The organism is Nostoc sp. MG11 (genome assembly GCF_014904695.1).
Classification (GTDB): domain Bacteria; phylum Cyanobacteriota; class Cyanobacteriia; order Cyanobacteriales; family Nostocaceae; genus Komarekiella.
Window position 1 is genome coordinate 101,893 of sequence record NZ_JACXXN010000002.1, and the last position, 14,576, is coordinate 116,468.

General features: G+C 41.1%; 11 protein-coding genes, 1 tRNA gene and 1 pseudogene. 9 read left to right on the top strand and 4 right to left on the bottom strand.

The genetic code is table 11. The annotated features are described in order from the left end of the window. Positions 1-51: 51 nt before the first annotated feature. Complete coding sequence (gene abc-f / locus HCR01_RS03065) at positions 52-1,668, bottom strand: ribosomal protection-like ABC-F family protein (protein ID WP_193194428.1); 1,617 nt, start codon at positions 1,666-1,668, stop codon at positions 52-54. A 557-nt stretch (positions 1,669-2,225) separates the two neighbouring features. On the opposite strand from abc-f, the gene HCR01_RS03070 reads away from it, so the two are divergent. The 4 genes from HCR01_RS03070 (at position 2,226) to HCR01_RS03085 (ending at position 5,843) form a co-directional block, all read left to right on the top strand. Beyond that, entirely contained in the window at positions 2,226-3,992 is a 1,767-nt protein-coding gene (locus tag HCR01_RS03070) for a serine/threonine protein kinase (protein ID WP_193194430.1), read from the top strand. 361 nt (positions 3,993-4,353) lie between these two features. Then, positions 4,354-4,692: a DUF433 domain-containing protein gene (locus tag HCR01_RS03075; RefSeq protein WP_193194432.1), complete on the top strand. Its 339-nt coding sequence runs from the start codon at positions 4,354-4,356 to the stop codon at positions 4,690-4,692. After that, on the top strand, positions 4,689-5,051 hold the full coding sequence (locus HCR01_RS03080; RefSeq protein ID WP_193194434.1) for a DUF5615 family PIN-like protein: 363 nt from the start codon (positions 4,689-4,691) through the stop codon (positions 5,049-5,051). The genes HCR01_RS03075 and HCR01_RS03080 overlap by 4 nt, the downstream gene beginning before the upstream one ends. 90 nt (positions 5,052-5,141) lie before the next feature. Continuing rightward, positions 5,142-5,843 (top strand): Uma2 family endonuclease, encoded by a 702-nt coding sequence (locus HCR01_RS03085; RefSeq protein WP_193194436.1) that lies wholly within the window; start codon positions 5,142-5,144, stop codon positions 5,841-5,843. Positions 5,844-5,940: 97 nt separating this feature from the next. Here the strand turns inward: HCR01_RS03085 and HCR01_RS03090 are convergent. After that, positions 5,941-6,536, bottom strand: a pseudogene (locus HCR01_RS03090) (Uma2 family endonuclease). A gap of 25 nt (positions 6,537-6,561) precedes the next feature. Further along, positions 6,562-9,273 carry a CBS domain-containing protein gene (locus HCR01_RS03095; RefSeq protein WP_193195179.1) on the bottom strand — a complete coding sequence of 904 codons (2,712 nt, stop codon included), beginning with the start codon at positions 9,271-9,273 and terminating at the stop codon, positions 6,562-6,564. Between the two features lie 227 nt (positions 9,274-9,500). On the opposite strand from HCR01_RS03095, the gene psbZ reads away from it, so the two are divergent. The 5 genes from psbZ to HCR01_RS03120 all read left to right on the top strand — a co-directional run bounded on the left by psbZ (position 9,501) and on the right by HCR01_RS03120 (position 13,004). Further along, a complete protein-coding gene (psbZ, locus tag HCR01_RS03100) occupies positions 9,501-9,689 on the top strand; it encodes a photosystem II reaction center protein PsbZ (protein ID WP_162398750.1) in 189 nt (62 codons plus the stop codon). 193 nt (positions 9,690-9,882) lie between these two features. Beyond that, positions 9,883-10,461, top strand: coding sequence for a 6,7-dimethyl-8-ribityllumazine synthase (gene ribH / locus HCR01_RS03105; RefSeq protein WP_193194438.1), 579 nt, complete (start codon positions 9,883-9,885; stop codon positions 10,459-10,461). A gap of 106 nt (positions 10,462-10,567) precedes the next feature. Further along, a tRNA-Gly gene (locus tag HCR01_RS03110) sits at positions 10,568-10,639 on the top strand. A 687-nt stretch (positions 10,640-11,326) separates the two neighbouring features. Then, positions 11,327-11,734 (top strand): hypothetical protein, encoded by a 408-nt coding sequence (locus tag HCR01_RS03115; RefSeq protein WP_193194440.1) that lies wholly within the window; start codon positions 11,327-11,329, stop codon positions 11,732-11,734. Positions 11,735-11,738: 4 nt separating this feature from the next. Further along, the gene (locus HCR01_RS03120; RefSeq protein WP_193194441.1) at positions 11,739-13,004 is read left to right on the top strand and encodes a glutamate-5-semialdehyde dehydrogenase; all 1,266 of its coding nucleotides are present in this window, start codon (positions 11,739-11,741) and stop codon (positions 13,002-13,004) included. Between the two features lie 288 nt (positions 13,005-13,292). Here HCR01_RS03120 and HCR01_RS03125 read toward each other — a convergent pair whose 3' ends face one another. Next, the gene (locus HCR01_RS03125; RefSeq protein WP_193195181.1) at positions 13,293-14,372 is read right to left on the bottom strand and encodes a fatty acid desaturase; all 1,080 of its coding nucleotides are present in this window, start codon (positions 14,370-14,372) and stop codon (positions 13,293-13,295) included. Positions 14,373-14,576: the final 204 nt, after the last annotated feature.

Consider the following 14,576-nt stretch of genomic DNA (forward strand, 5'->3'; position numbering starts at 1 on the left):
GTTCTAAAAAGTATTTAGTCTAGGCGCAATCGCCAATTAATGTAACAAGTACTATCCATCATAACATTCCAGTAATTCTTGATAATATTGCTCTAGCATATTGGGTAAATACATCGTCATTTGCAGAGATTGCCTGCTCAACTTTAAACTTTGGGTAATGTTAATTTGGCTGAGAAAATCTAGATCGTGGGAAATGACCCAAATAGCTCCTTGAAACTCATTGATACCAGCAACCACTTGTTCAACAGTTTCAATATCTAGGTTATTAGTTGGCTCATCAAGAATCAGTAAGTCGATTTCAGATATGCTGATGATTGCGATCGCTAATCTTGCCAATTCACCCCCACTCAATACTGATGCTGTTTTATGAACGTCATCATATTTAAATAGAAAGTGTCCCAGTTGTTGACGTAACAACTGATAGCTGAGATTGGGATTGGCAGTTTGCATATTTTCCAAAATCGTCTGCTCTCGATTCACCAGTTCATAAGTTTGATCGAGATATACAGCTTTCATCGCTGGTGCAAGCAAAACCTCACCCGATTCCAAAATTGCTGTTTGCTTATCCATCCGCAGAATTGCCTTTGCCAGACTCGATTTACCTGAACCATTCGCGCCGACAATGGCAATGCGATCGCCAGAGGAGATATGTAGCTGAATGTTCTGAATTAACAGGCGTTCTGACACCCTTAGATTTGCACCTTGAATATGAATCAGATTCCTGCGTTTTTGACTTTTTTCTTCTAGTTGAATACTCGTCGTTTTTGTTGTTTTTATCTTTGTATCTGTAACCTTCTGATTAGCCTTGGTTACAGCTGCTTCATGTTTCTTTTTCGCAGTTCCGGCTGAAGCCTCAGCTTTTGTTTTAATTAGTCCTGCGGCCGTTCTGTCTACACTGCCATTAAGAACCTGGGAGCGACCGTTGCGACTAGATTGCGCTGCGCGTTGCTGCTCTTGCATAGCTGTAGTTTGGACACGTTTGAGTTCCTTTCTGGCAACTTCGTGCGATCGCAATGCTGCTTCTAACTCGATTTCTTTCTGTTCTCGATACTGAGAAAAATTGCCTCCATATACCTTTATTCCAACAGGTATAAGTTCCCAAGTTACAGATGTCACTTGGTCTAAGAAAAAAGGCTTGTGCGAGACAATCACAAACGCGCCAGTGAAATTTTGGAGAAATTGCCTTAAACTTTCTAACGCTTGCAAATCCATGTGGTTAGTTGGCTCATCTAGCAACAGCAAATTTGGTTCTTGAGCTAAACCGATCGCTATAAATAGTTTTGTGAGTTCTCCTCCACTCAAGTTAGTAATTGGTAAATACAAATCAATCTTTGTATCAAATTGTGTTTGCAAAATATCCTCAATTTTCCACCATTCATCAGAGATGGAAATCAAAAAATTAAGTACTGTATCTGCTGTAATTTCTTGCCTGATAGTGCTGATTTGTGGCAAATAATAGACAACACAATTACGCCAAACTGAGCCTGTATTGGGGCTAATTTGACCTGCAATCATCTTGAGTAGGGTTGATTTTCCTACACCATTGCGACCGACTAAAGCAATGCGATCGCCTGCTTCGATACTCACCTGAACTTTTTTAAATAAAGTTCTGTCTAAGCTGAGTTCGTAGGCTAAATTATCAGCTAACAATATTGATTTTTTCGGCATTATTCTCAAACCTCAATTCGCAAACTTCCACCCGTGTATTCACAACAATTACGGGGATAATTAGACATAAAAAAATTAGCCGCAGACACTTGCCAAGCGGTTCAATGTAGATACGAGTGATGACAATATTTTTAGTGCATGACTATGTGAAGTAACCCTGTCAAACTAGTTGCATTTATTCTTCGTTGACATTTGTTGCTTTGGCGCAACAGGTGCTTGGTACTACTTCATTTGTGCTATCTCGTTAGAGTTGTGATGAGGTTTGATATTGACTACAGTGTAGCATGAAGGAATTTCGGAAGGGTAGCGATCGCTTTTTCTATTTCCACACTCCCCAGCCCTACTAGAAAGATTTACAGCAGTTTTTTTCTATCTTAAATACATCTACATCTTGTGGGGTGGGCATCTTGCCTGCCCCAGGACGGGCGAGACGCCCATCTCACAAGAAGAAATGACTATTGTTAAAAACATTGATTAATTGAATCACCCCTGCTGATTTAAGTGTATTTGCGTAATACACAGCAAATTTGGGATATTTCACTTGTTGCCCTTGAACTATGAGCTATCCAGATTTCAGCGAACACGGCTATCAAGTTTTGCGAGAATTAGGACGTAATCAGGAAGGAGGAAGGATTACTTGGCTAGCATCAAAAGTTAATACAGGGGAACACGTAGTAATCAAGCAGTTTTGCTTTGCCCAAGCTAGTTCTAGTTGGTCTGGGTTCAGAGCTTGCGAAAAAGAAATTCAATTTTTACAGAAACTTAATCATCCTGGTATTCCCCACTATCTCAGTTCTTTTGAGCGACCTGATGGCTTTTGTCTAGTTCAAGAATATATCAATGCGCCATCTTTAGCAGAAACCCGCAGCTTTGCACCAGAGGAAATTAAACAAATTGCAGTTAAAGTTTTAGAAATTCTTGTATATCTGCAAAATCGGATTCCGCCGATAATTTATCGAGATATTAAACCGGAAAATATTTTGGTAGATGAGCAACTCAATGTCTATATAATTGACTTTGGTTTTGCTCGTGTTGGTAGCCAGGAAGTTGCAGCGAGTAGTGTATTTAGAGGTACTCCTGGCTTTATTCCACCAGAGCAAATGTTTAAACCAACAGACGCTACAGACTTGTATAGTTTGGGTGTAACCTTGATTTGCTTACTGACAGGAATCAAATCAACCAAAATAGATCAATTGCAAGATCAAGATGATCCATATTTAATCAAGTTTCACCATCTTTTACCTCGGTTGAGTCTACGGTTTCTGGGTTGGTTGGAAAAGATGGTACAACCGATACAGAAAAACCGTTTCGCTAATGCACAATCAGCTTTAGAAGCACTCAAGCCTCTTGATGTTATTCGTGTAGCGGGAGTTGATTTCAGTGAAACAGTGCTGGAGTTCAAAGCGAACCGATTAGGGGAAAAGCTAACGCAAAGCATTACTATTGAGAACCTTATAGCAGATACTTTACTACAAGGTAGATGGGAAATTGCACCCCATCCTCATGACCCACCGCATACGCCAGATGCTCATGCTTGGATTGCGGTGACACCTGCTCAGTTTAGCGGGAATTATACTCAGTGTCAGGTTCATGTGGATACGAGTAAATTGATGGCGGATAAGCAGTATAAACGTCAACTGATACTCCACAGTAATGCTTATCCAGAGACTCCCACTTTAACGGTGAAGGTGCAGACGGCTGCTTTACCGATTGAAAAGCGAAAGATAGCCTCTGGTGATTTAATTAGGCTGTTTTTAGTGGCTGTGGTGGTAGGTGTGGCTACGACTTGGTTTATTACTAATGCTGGAAGTGCGGTTGCAAGTTGGTTGTTAGAAACTTTTGGATATAGGTGGATTCTGTTTTTCGGTATTCTCTCACTTATAGTTGGGTCTTTGGCGGGTTATTCCGCACTAAAGCGAGGAGACTCTGTGGGTTGGGCTGTGAGTGAGGCTGTGAGTGGGGCTGTGGGTGGGGCTGTGAGTATGGCTGTGGGTAAGGCGGTGGGTGGGGCTGTGGGTGGGGCTGTGGGTGGGGCTGTGAGTATGGCTGTGGGTAAGGCGGTGGGTAAGGCGGTGGATTGGGCTAGGGATTGGGTTATAGATTTGGCTGAAGACTCATTTACAACTGTACTAATACTACTAACATTAGGATTTGGAGCTAGCGCAGGAACTGGGATAATAGCGGGCTTTCTAAATCCATTTATTTTGTTAGCACTAACCGGAACCAGTTTACCTACACTTTCCATGTTGCTTTATTCACCCCTAAAAAAACGTAGATTAATTACTAAATATCGCCAGTCTGAAGAATCTTTAATCAAACCGTAATCAAACAGATCACCGACTTCTTAAAGAAGTCGGTGATCTAGTCTTGTTTGTGACAAAGATAAGATCGCACTCTCTTTTTTTCTGCCTAACTTAAGAGGATGTTTTAAAAGTCCTTTTGTCGATAGGAAAACGTTCTAGATCCTCCTAAATCCCCCTTAAAAAGGGTGACTTTGATTCTGGTTCCCCCCTTTTTAAGAGGGGCTAGGGGGGATCATTAAGTGCCTAAAATCACAGCCAAATACTTTTAAAACATCCTCTAAGAATGCGCTCGCATTTTTTTGCAAAGCCTTAATGTAGTGCGATCGCTTTTATAAAAAAATTATCATAATTATAATAACTAACTATGAATATAGGTCAATCTATGTCTACCAAGCATATCGCAGAGTATTTCAACTTTCTCTCTTCTGAAGACATTAGACTGAAAGATTCAAGAATTGGAATTGAAACAATTCTTTATGAATACATTGATTGTGGACGTTCTCCAGAAGAAATTGCCCAAATTTATCAAACAATATCTTTAGAGCAAGTATATGCAACAATTCTTTATTATCTGCAAAACAAAGAAACTGTCAGTGCTTACATCAAAAACTGGATAGAACACGGTCATAGAATGCGAGAACAACAGAGGCTTAATCCCCCGCCAGTGTCAGAAAAACTGCGCCAACTCCGAATTGAAAGACAAGCTAAACAGCAAGCATGACACTGCAATATCTGATTGATGAAAATGTCAATCCTGTATATCCAAATCAAATTAGACTACGAGAACCTGAGATTGCGATCAAAGTGGTAGGAGAATCAGAAACTCCACTAAAAAGTACACTCGATCCAGAAATTCTGTGTTGGTGTGAGGATAATAATTTTATATTAGTGACAAATAACCGAACTTCTATGCCAGTACATTTAGCTGACTATATTGCTGTTAATCGTCACGTACCAGGAATTTTTATCCTCAATCCAAATTTAAGTATTGGTGAAAATATAGAAGAACTCATAATAGTTGCTTTGGCATCAGAAGACGATGAATATCAAGACAGAATAGTTTATTTACCCTTACCCTAAAAATAGGCGATTACCTACGGTACGCTACGCGATCGCCTACTACAAAACTGCTAAAATAAATCCATAACTACTTGATGCCGTATTCATTCTATGACCATTGCTCAAGAATTAGATGATCAACAAGGCATCTGTCAAGATGTTATTTTTCCCCCTGGTGATTTATATAGTGATGAGCCTCCCTTGGAAAGCGAACTACATCTACGACAAATAATCTTACTTTTAACATGCCTGGAATGGCTGTGGCGAGATAGAAATGATTTCTACGCGGCTGGAAATTTAACTATCTATTACAGTCCGCACCAACGCAAATCAGAATACTTCCGAGGCCCGGACTTTTTTGTAGTGCTGGGAACTGAACGCAAAATCCGTAAAAGTTGGGTAGTCTGGGAAGAAGATGGCAAATATCCTCATGTAATTGTAGAAATTCTCTCTCAATCAACAGCAAATACAGATAAAGGTTTAAAAAAAGAAATTTATCAAGATACCTTCCGCACACCGGATTATTTTTACTTCGAGCCTTACACGTTAGAATTTGTAGGATTTCATTTAGTAGATGGAGAATATCAACCTCTGCAAGCTTCGGAACAAGGGCATTTGTGGAGTCATCAACTAGGGTTATATTTGGGAATTCATAAAGGTCTATTGCGGTTTTTTACACAAGATGGGCAATTAGTACCAACACCCGAAGAAATGGCACAACAGGCAGAAGAGAGAGCAGAACAGGCAGAACAAAAAGCAGAACGTTTAGCAGCAAAACTGCGCGAGTTAGATATCGACCCAGATACAATTTAGTCTACTGCGATCGCGCAACGTGCTGTAGGTAAATACTTATTTTCACAAAGTATTTATGTAGTGCAATTTCTCTTTAAATAAAAATTTAAATCGTATCCTATAGAGTATCATTTTCCTGTATTTGAAGATTAACTCCTTCATAAATATCACTGAAGGGGATTTGAAGCTCTATTGACTGGAGCGATAAAACTGCATCTAATGATTCGTATTCATTTAATACCCATTGACCATCAGCATTTTTAACGAACTGTTCAACAAAATACTCGTATTGGTCAATCATAATATATTCTTTTAATTCCGAATGGAACGATAAAATCTCAATTTATTTGTTCTATCGTAATTTGGTGTCGAGTTGGATAAGACTTCTACAATCATTAAAGAATTTGTTACTTTGGTAGCGCCATTCCCCTCATATATTGGTTGTCCCTGAATCACCATTACATCTGGATAAGTATAGATGCAATAACGTGGTATCCACAATTTGACATCACCCATATAGATTTTGTAATTTTTACCCCGCATCGTCAATTTAAAATTTGCATAAAAATTACCTGCGATTTCATTGTGATTAGTCATACCACCAGGCATAGGAACTATTTCTCCATTTCGGTATTCATTTTTGGATTCCGATGTCTCCTCTAGTTGTAAATATTTCTCTGGAGTATAATACTTTCTTGGTGTTTGTGTTTGCATAAAAACCACATCTGTGAAATAACAATTATTGTGGATAATGCTTGGCTAAAAACTCTTTAGCCTGAGTTTTATCTTTAATCACTTCATCTAAGGTAGCAGCAAGTAGATCATCTAATATTTGCCGATATTCGGGCCCTGGTTTGTAACCCAATTTTTTTAAATCATTGCCATTTAAAAGTGGCTGTACATTAGCCCAAACAGTTAAATATTCCCAAATTTGATGTCTAATGTGTCGCGGACTTTGCAAGGCAATTAAAATCAGCATTGGTAAATCGTATTGTCGCAATAACTGCACCACTTGACTGGGACGTTGGAAAGTAGGTAAGGATTCTATCACTTGAGTAGAATTTTGGGCTAAGTTTTTTAACCTAGCAATGCTATCCTCTTGTAATTGCAGATTCTTTGCTACTTTGACTCGATATTCAGGTGTTAGGTGAGCGATTAATGCTTCTAGACGCATTTGCCAATGAATGAGGGATTGTTCAGCATCAAATCGTCGCAAACAACGTTCTAGCAAACGTAATTGCCGTAGGATTTCCTCATCTAATTTCAGGATAGGATGAATGCACTGCAATGCCCCCAAATTATCGAGTAACTGTAAAGCCGATTTCCAGTAAGAGGCTTCCAGAATATGTTTCAATTCTGTTTTGAGTCTAGTTTGTAGGGCTGGAGTTTTGCTATTCTCTTGGGCAGTGCGATCGTAAACGCCACTATTGATGGCATAGCGAATAAACTCTTCTGTTTGCGGTTCAATCTGAAATCCGAAGCGCACAGCAAAGCGCACACCGCGATAAATGCGGGTGGGGTCTTCGATAAAGCTGTTGGGGTGTAAAATCCGAATTTGCTTGGCTTGTACATCCAGTAACCCGCCGAAGAAATCGATTAATTCACCAGCACGGGGGGAGGTGAGCCGCAGCGCCATTGCATTGATGGTAAAATCTCGCCGATACAAGTCTTGACGAATAGAACTTGCCTCAACTTCTGGATTCGCTGCTGGGTAAGGATAAAATTCTGTCCTAGCGGTGGCAATATCTACCCATAAAGAATCTAATTCTGAGTCATTATGCCACAACAAAGCAGCAGTTTGAAAAGCCCCATGAATTTCTAAGCGAGCAGCAGGGTAAAGTTGCTGGAGTGCCTTTGCTAGTTCCACACCAGCACCGACATCTGCTGATTTATGAAAGCCATCAACTACAAGGTCAATATCTTTGATCATTAAGGTACCTGCTGCTTCTTCCGCTAATAGCAAGTCCCTGACTGCACCACCTACTAGATAAAGATGCCAACCCCGCTTTTGGGCTGCTTGCGATGCTACGGTGAGTAATTGCCACAATTGAGGCGCAAGTTTATTTTGCAATTGAGGGAGATTAAGATGACGTTCTCCCCCTCTTTCCCTCTCTCTCTCTCCCCCTCTTCCTCTTTCTTCCTCTCTTTCTTGATGTAATTGCCGCAAGACATCAGTGCGAGTAACAATACCCACTAATTGCTCATTCTCCAACACAGGTAAGCGCCCAATATCGTACGTCACCATCAGCGCCTCGATTTGTGGCAGTGTTGTATCTGGTGTAATCGTTTTGAGATTCGTTGTCATGTAGCCCTTGACTGGCGCATGACTAAACCCATGATGCAAGGCGATATCAATATCTCGCCGTGAAATAATACCTACAAGTTGTCCTTGGGCATCGACTACAGATAAACCAGAGTTTCCATAACGCAACAAAATGCGCTGTGCTTCAGCAATTGTGGTTTCAGGAAGAATAGTGCGGACAGGAGAGGACATCAAGTCCCTAGCAATGGGAGGATGGGGAATTTGCGCTTTTACCCCGTCCAGGAGTTGTTGTAATGTTGCCTTGGAGTCTACGCCTCGGAGATTCAGCGATGCTGCTTGCGAATGACCACCACCGCCGAGGAGTTGGAATAAGAGGTTAAGATTTGTCTTAGGAATTTGCGATCGCCCAATTATTGTTAAGCGTACGTCATCTTTGTTTAAAGAATATTCATTCGCGAGCAGTATGGCATCAATTTCAGTTAACTCGACGAGTTCTGAGGCTAGGCTTGATAACCCTGGCACAAAACCCTCAGTTTTCAAAGTTACCCAAGCAATGGTATATCCGTGTATACAGAGATATTCCAAATTTTCTAGCGCTTGGGTTAATAGCTGCTGCAATTGAGGAGACAAGCCAGGGTCACGGTAAGTGGAAATTACCGATAAACTAGCACCTTGTTCCATTAACCAAGCCAAAGCCAAGGCATCTCGTGGTGTGGACTGGTCAAATGTCAACGAGCCAGTATCAACGTGGATACCCAAAGCCATCACCGTTGCTTCGGCAGGAGTGAGGGAAATTTGTTGTTGTTGCAATTGCTCGGCAATTAAAGTTGTGGTAGCTCCCACAGAGGAAATATATGATTGCGTAGCGGGAATATCCGATTCTTGTCCTAGGTGATGGTCATAAACTATGATTTCTTTTACATGGGGTAAATCTAACCACTCAGCAGCTTTACCCACGCGATCGCGGTGTTGTGTATCCACTACAGTCAGGGAACGAATGTTTTCAGGAATAACTGAACGCCTTTCAATCAGAGAATATTCATCTCGATGCAAGGCCAAAAAATCCCGTACAGGAGGGTGAGAGCCGCCAGATAGCACAATCTTGCTCCCCGGTAGCAGGCGTGTTAACCCTACCGCAGCTCCTAATGCGTCAAAATCAGCTGTTGTGTGGCAAAGAATTAAGTCCATAATCAAGAGTCATTAGTCATTGGTCATTAGTCATTGGTACTTAAACAAAGGACAGAAGACAAAGCGCAAAGTCTGAGCGCCGACTTCCGGCGAACAGAACTTTATAAGAGAGGACAAATGACTAAAAAGTTACAATTTCTGCTAGCTTAAAAATAAGGAAAAACTGTCAGTGTCGACCCTTTAGGATATTCTATCTTTAGTATTTCGCTAGCTTGGGAGAAGCAAAAATGACCATAATATTCCAAATTGCTTTGATAGGTCTGGTTGCGCTATCTTTTGTCCTGGTTGTAGGTGTCCCTGTTGCTTATGCCACTCCCCAAAGTTGGGGTGAATCTAAAAAGCTGCTCTGGCTTGGTTCTGGCGTCTGGATTGCGTTAGTATTTTTAGTCGGTTTGTTAAACTTTTTTGTCGTATAGACGACGGCTTCGCTCTGGCAGAGGCACATAATATAAGAACTAGAGGGGCAGAAAAGCCAAGTTAAAAGGTCAAAGGAAAAAAAGAGAGATCTTTTTCTTAGTTCCTTTTTCCTAACCGTGCTTTCCTGCTCCTCTACATTTTTTAAAGAAGAAATGTATATTGGCCAGAAGTATACCTGATTCAGAGGCAGTCATGGCAGTTTTTGAGGGAAGTTTTATTCAAACAGAACCTTTACGGTTTGCAGTGGTGATTGGTCGATTCAATGACCTGGTTAGCGTTAAGCTCCTGGAGGGGTGTCAAGATTGCTTGAAACGTCACGGTGTAGATACCAACCTCCACGGCAGTCAGGTAGACTATGTTTGGGTACCAGGAAGTTTTGAAGTACCTGTGGTAGCTCGCCAACTGGCACTGTCCCATCGCTATGATGCCATAATTTGCCTAGGTGCAGTCATCCGGGGACAAACACCTCATTTTGATATCGTCTCTTCTGAAGTAGCGAAGGGCGTTGCTGCTGCTAGCTTTCAAACAGGTGTACCTGTGATTTTTGGTATTTTGACAGCCGATACTATGCAGCAAGCCTTAGAACGGGCAGGTATCAAAAGCAATCATGGCTGGGATTATGCCATGAGCGCCTTGGAAATGGCAAGCCTCATGCGGCAGCTGCGTTCTAACCTGGCGGAGCCATACTCTCGAAATACCCAGTCTTTGCCAGCTTCTTTTCAAAGTGCCAACGTCGGCAATTTAGCTGCGGAGTCGGAAGAACTAGGCTAGTTCGTCATTAGTCATTTGTTATTCACTAATGACTAATGACTAACGACTAAATCAAGGGGTTGACAATTAGGGATAAATCTGAGATCATAATATTCACATTGGAATTGCGGGTATAGCTCAGTGGTAGAGCGTCACCTTGCCAAGGTGAATGTCGCGCGTTCGAATCGCGTTACCCGCTTACGACGAAAAAATGTAAAATATAATCAGTACTTTAAGTCCACATCAAGAGCGATTTAGTAGGCATTAGATATCTGTAGATGCAAACAAGTCGTTTTGTGTGCGGTGTACTACACTTGATCAAAGAAGTCTGTTTAAATAGCAGGATTGTAAGGCGCAACACGTCTTTTGGCAGCGAATTTAGCCAAAATATATCTAGATAAAAAAGTCACTCAAACGGGTTAAGGTTCTAACTTTACTGTCTCTGAACAAATGCTTATAATTTGTGAGGAACAAAGGGTAGAGAAATACTCAAAGATAACCGTGTTGCTTGTAGGAGTAGCTTTTCTAACCGGGTTATTTTAGCAGTTGTCGCCACGTAAACTTAAGATCGTATTAGATATGTCAGTACACTAAATGCCTGCCAAATGTAAATACATTTCTTTTAAAGCCAAAAATGAAGAGGAAAAAATTTTTAACCCAGACTGCTAACTACAGGCAAGGACAAAAGATAGCTATCCTCTGGTCAGACAACCGAATTCCCTAGGCAACAATCACGACAGCCTTTAGTTGGTTTCATCTGCCTGTCTTAATCATGGCAGTGTTTGCCTCGCTATCTATACAAAAAGTTGATCACAGGGAAATCAGTCGCTAAGGCATTGATCTTCTCGTAGTTTGTAAAAAACACGCTCAAGTTATTAGAACGCTTGTGCAATCTCAAAAACCTGAAAAAATAGACTTTAATACGGAATATCCCTGTCCCTGCCGTCGCCGGGGGCGGTTAATTCCGATTACGCTGACAGAAGCATTTGGTTGCGATCGCTGTCAGCAAATATTTGTACTGGAAGATAATGGTTATGTCCTAGAACAACTTTCTACAACCTATCCCTACAAGCGAGCTTGGCGCTGGACAGGAAATAGTTGGCATGTTGTTCATCCTAGATTTGGAGAAAGCTATCTGCCCATAGCACTGGGCATTATTTTCGTGCTAGTGATTATATGGCTGCCCTTAGCACTGCGATTGGCAAATAGTTCCAGCATTATTGCTTGGGCAATGGTGGCGGTGCTATTAGCTATTCTGCCAGCATTAATGGTCTGGCTTACCTACAGACGTTAACTCAATGACCGTTGAATTTTTGGATGATTACCCCGAACCAATTACTAGTGCTCAACGCGCGTATCAAGCTTCCTTAAAATTGGGATTGACAAAAGGAGCAGACCGGAGTCGCGCTGTGTTAGCAATGGCACAGGCCCTAGAACGTTCATTTGACGACATTCTGGAAGCCAACACTTTGGATCTGGAAGCCAGTCGGGAAATGGCAGTACCAGAATTGATATTAGATTGGCTGAAGCTGACTCCTACACGGCTAGAGACAACCGTAGATATTCTACAACGGTTGGGGGAATTATCCGATCCACTACGGCGGGTCAGGAATGCTGACTATCAACTAGAAGACTCCCAGAGTTATTCTCAGTTAATGCCCTTGGGAGTGATTGCATTTATTTATGAGGCGTTTCCCGATTTAGGAGCGATCGCAGCTGGTTTTTGTATTAAAACTGGCAATACTCTGATTCTTAAAGGTAGCACAGAAGCTAGCCATTCTAACGCGGCGATCGCTGATGTATTGCAAAATGCGATCGCCGAAGTTGGTCTACCATCAGGCTGTGTAGAACTAATCACAGCAGAACATGGTGCTTCTGTTCGTGATTTAGTCATTCAAGATCAGTATGTGAATTTAGTGATTCCCTACGGACGTTCTAGCTTGGTTCAGCAAGTAATGCGACAATCAACTTGCCCAGTTTTAAAGTCTGCAATGGGTAATTGTTACCTTTACTGGTCGCTTAATAGCAGCTTAGAAATGGTGCGCTGGATGATTATTGATAGCCATCAAAGTGAACCAGACCCCGTGAATGCTATCGAAAAGGTACTAATTCATCGCCAAGCTTTGCCATCTTCCTTAGCAGTTTTGTGGAACAGCTTAAAGGAAAAAGGCTTTGAAATTAAAGGGGATGCGGAATTAGTAGAAGCTTTTCCGCAGTTGCATCTAGCGAAGGAAAACGAGTGGGGAAATGCTTATTTAACTAGGACAGTAGCTTTTAAACTAGTGGATAGTTTAGAGGGTGCGATCGCCTGGATTAATGAATATAGCAGCGGTCATGCAGACTGCATTATGACTGAATCATATCAGGAAAGTCGGCAGTTTGCTTTAGGAGTTAACAGCGCCTCTACATACATCAATGCTTCCCCACGTTTTTCTCGCAACCCTTCACGAGGAGATTCAGTATTTCTAGGAATGTCAAACCAAAAAGGTCATCGCCGGGGATTTATTAGCTTAGAAACTTTGACTACCGTTAAGCACATTGTCCAGGGAAATGGAAGGTTTTAGTCATTAATAAAAAATGCTAGAGACTAAAATTCTTAATTATCTTAACTATCTGGGAGATTCAGAGTACATGGCTGAAGTTGTTACATCATCTGGTGCAGTTCATACTCTGATTAAGTTACTTAAAAGTAAAGATAAGATAATTGTTGGGGATGCTTGCCTTATTTAAATGAGAATCGCTATATCTATATACAGAAGCTATTGCTATACGCTGAACTAGGAATTATCAAAAAAATTTGAGGGTTGTAGAGAAGCAAAGTATAGCCTCTCTACATTCACTAATCACGCCAATTAGCCTTTAGCCAATTTCTTCTTAGATGTGTAGTAAACCTTACTACCAGCATCGGGAACAAAATGACAGCTCACGCCTGAACGCCACAGTGACTTCCAAACTGGTTCCTCAGATTTGCGGAAGTATTCACCCATAATAGGTTTAATCGCCTCAGTTGCCTTTAGCAAATTGTAGTGAGGGATATTCAGGAATATATGGTGAGCCACATGAGTCCCAATATCGTGGTGGATATGATTGACCAAACCATAATCACGGTCAATACTAGAAATCGCACCCTTTAGAAAAGTCCAATCTTCTCCACGATACCAGGGGATATCTTGCTCAGTGTGGTGCAAAAATGTCACCAAATCTAGCCAAATAATAAACACAATGTATGGTGCAGCGTAATATTTTAGTAACCACATCCAACCCCATTGATAGGTGAGGAAAGCTAGCAAACCTACCATACAAGTACAGAGTACAGTGCTGGTAATGACATCCCATTTTTCTGATGGCTTAAAAAGCGAGCTGCTAGGGGAAAAGTGAGAGCCTTCCTTATTAGGAGAACGCTTAAACAAATACACTGGATAAGCCAATAAGAAAACATAGTATCGGCCTATCTTTTGTACTAGAGGCATTTCCTTATACTGCGATTCAGTCACAGGATACCAGCTTTCATCATTATCGATATTGCCAGTATTTTTGTGGTGAGTTCTATGACTAATCCGCCAACCATGATAAGGAACTAGTATCGGTGTATGAGAAAGATGTCCAATCAAATCATTGAGCCATTTATGCTTAGAAAAAGATTGGTGTCCACAGTCATGTCCAACTACGAACAAAGCCCAAAACATCGTTCCTTGCATTAACCAGAAAATCGGAAAGAAAGCCCAAGAATCCAGGTAATTAGCGACCGCGTAAAGCAGACCAATAATCAGGATGTCACGAAAGAAATAAAACAGTGATTTTGTCACATTTGGCTGAAAGCATTCAGCGGGAATTGCAGCTTTTAAATCCTGAAGAGTAAAAGGTAGCTTTGTTGTATCCTCGGACAGTTCATAGTTCTGAGGATTGTTGAAATTGATGATATTTGATTGCACTGGATTCTTTGATTGGATAAAAATCGTAACCTTAGTTTGAGGCAAGATAATCTTACCTCTGCGATGCTTATGATACTAGTTTTTGCTAACACACAAGAGTAATGTCTGGCAATTAACTAAACAATTTTAAGTAGAGAATTGCCAAAATCTATTTAACTTCCATTAACTCTCAGCACAATAAATGCTCCTTTTTTTTTCAGGAGC

Coding starts and splice junctions, on each gene's coding strand:
- HCR01_RS03070 (WP_193194430.1), top strand. CDS start 2,226: ATGAGCTATCCAGATTTCAGCGAACACGGCTATCAAGTTTTGCGAGAA.
- HCR01_RS03075 (WP_193194432.1), top strand. CDS start 4,354: ATGTCTACCAAGCATATCGCAGAGTATTTCAACTTTCTCTCTTCTGAA.
- HCR01_RS03080 (WP_193194434.1), top strand. CDS start 4,689: ATGACACTGCAATATCTGATTGATGAAAATGTCAATCCTGTATATCCA.
- HCR01_RS03085 (WP_193194436.1), top strand. CDS start 5,142: ATGACCATTGCTCAAGAATTAGATGATCAACAAGGCATCTGTCAAGAT.
- abc-f (WP_193194428.1), bottom strand. CDS start 1,668: ATGCCGAAAAAATCAATATTGTTAGCTGATAATTTAGCCTACGAACTC.
- ribH (WP_193194438.1), top strand. CDS start 9,883: ATGGCAGTTTTTGAGGGAAGTTTTATTCAAACAGAACCTTTACGGTTT.
- HCR01_RS03120 (WP_193194441.1), top strand. CDS start 11,739: ATGACCGTTGAATTTTTGGATGATTACCCCGAACCAATTACTAGTGCT.
- HCR01_RS03095 (WP_193195179.1), bottom strand. CDS start 9,273: ATGGACTTAATTCTTTGCCACACAACAGCTGATTTTGACGCATTAGGA.
- psbZ (WP_162398750.1), top strand. CDS start 9,501: ATGACCATAATATTCCAAATTGCTTTGATAGGTCTGGTTGCGCTATCT.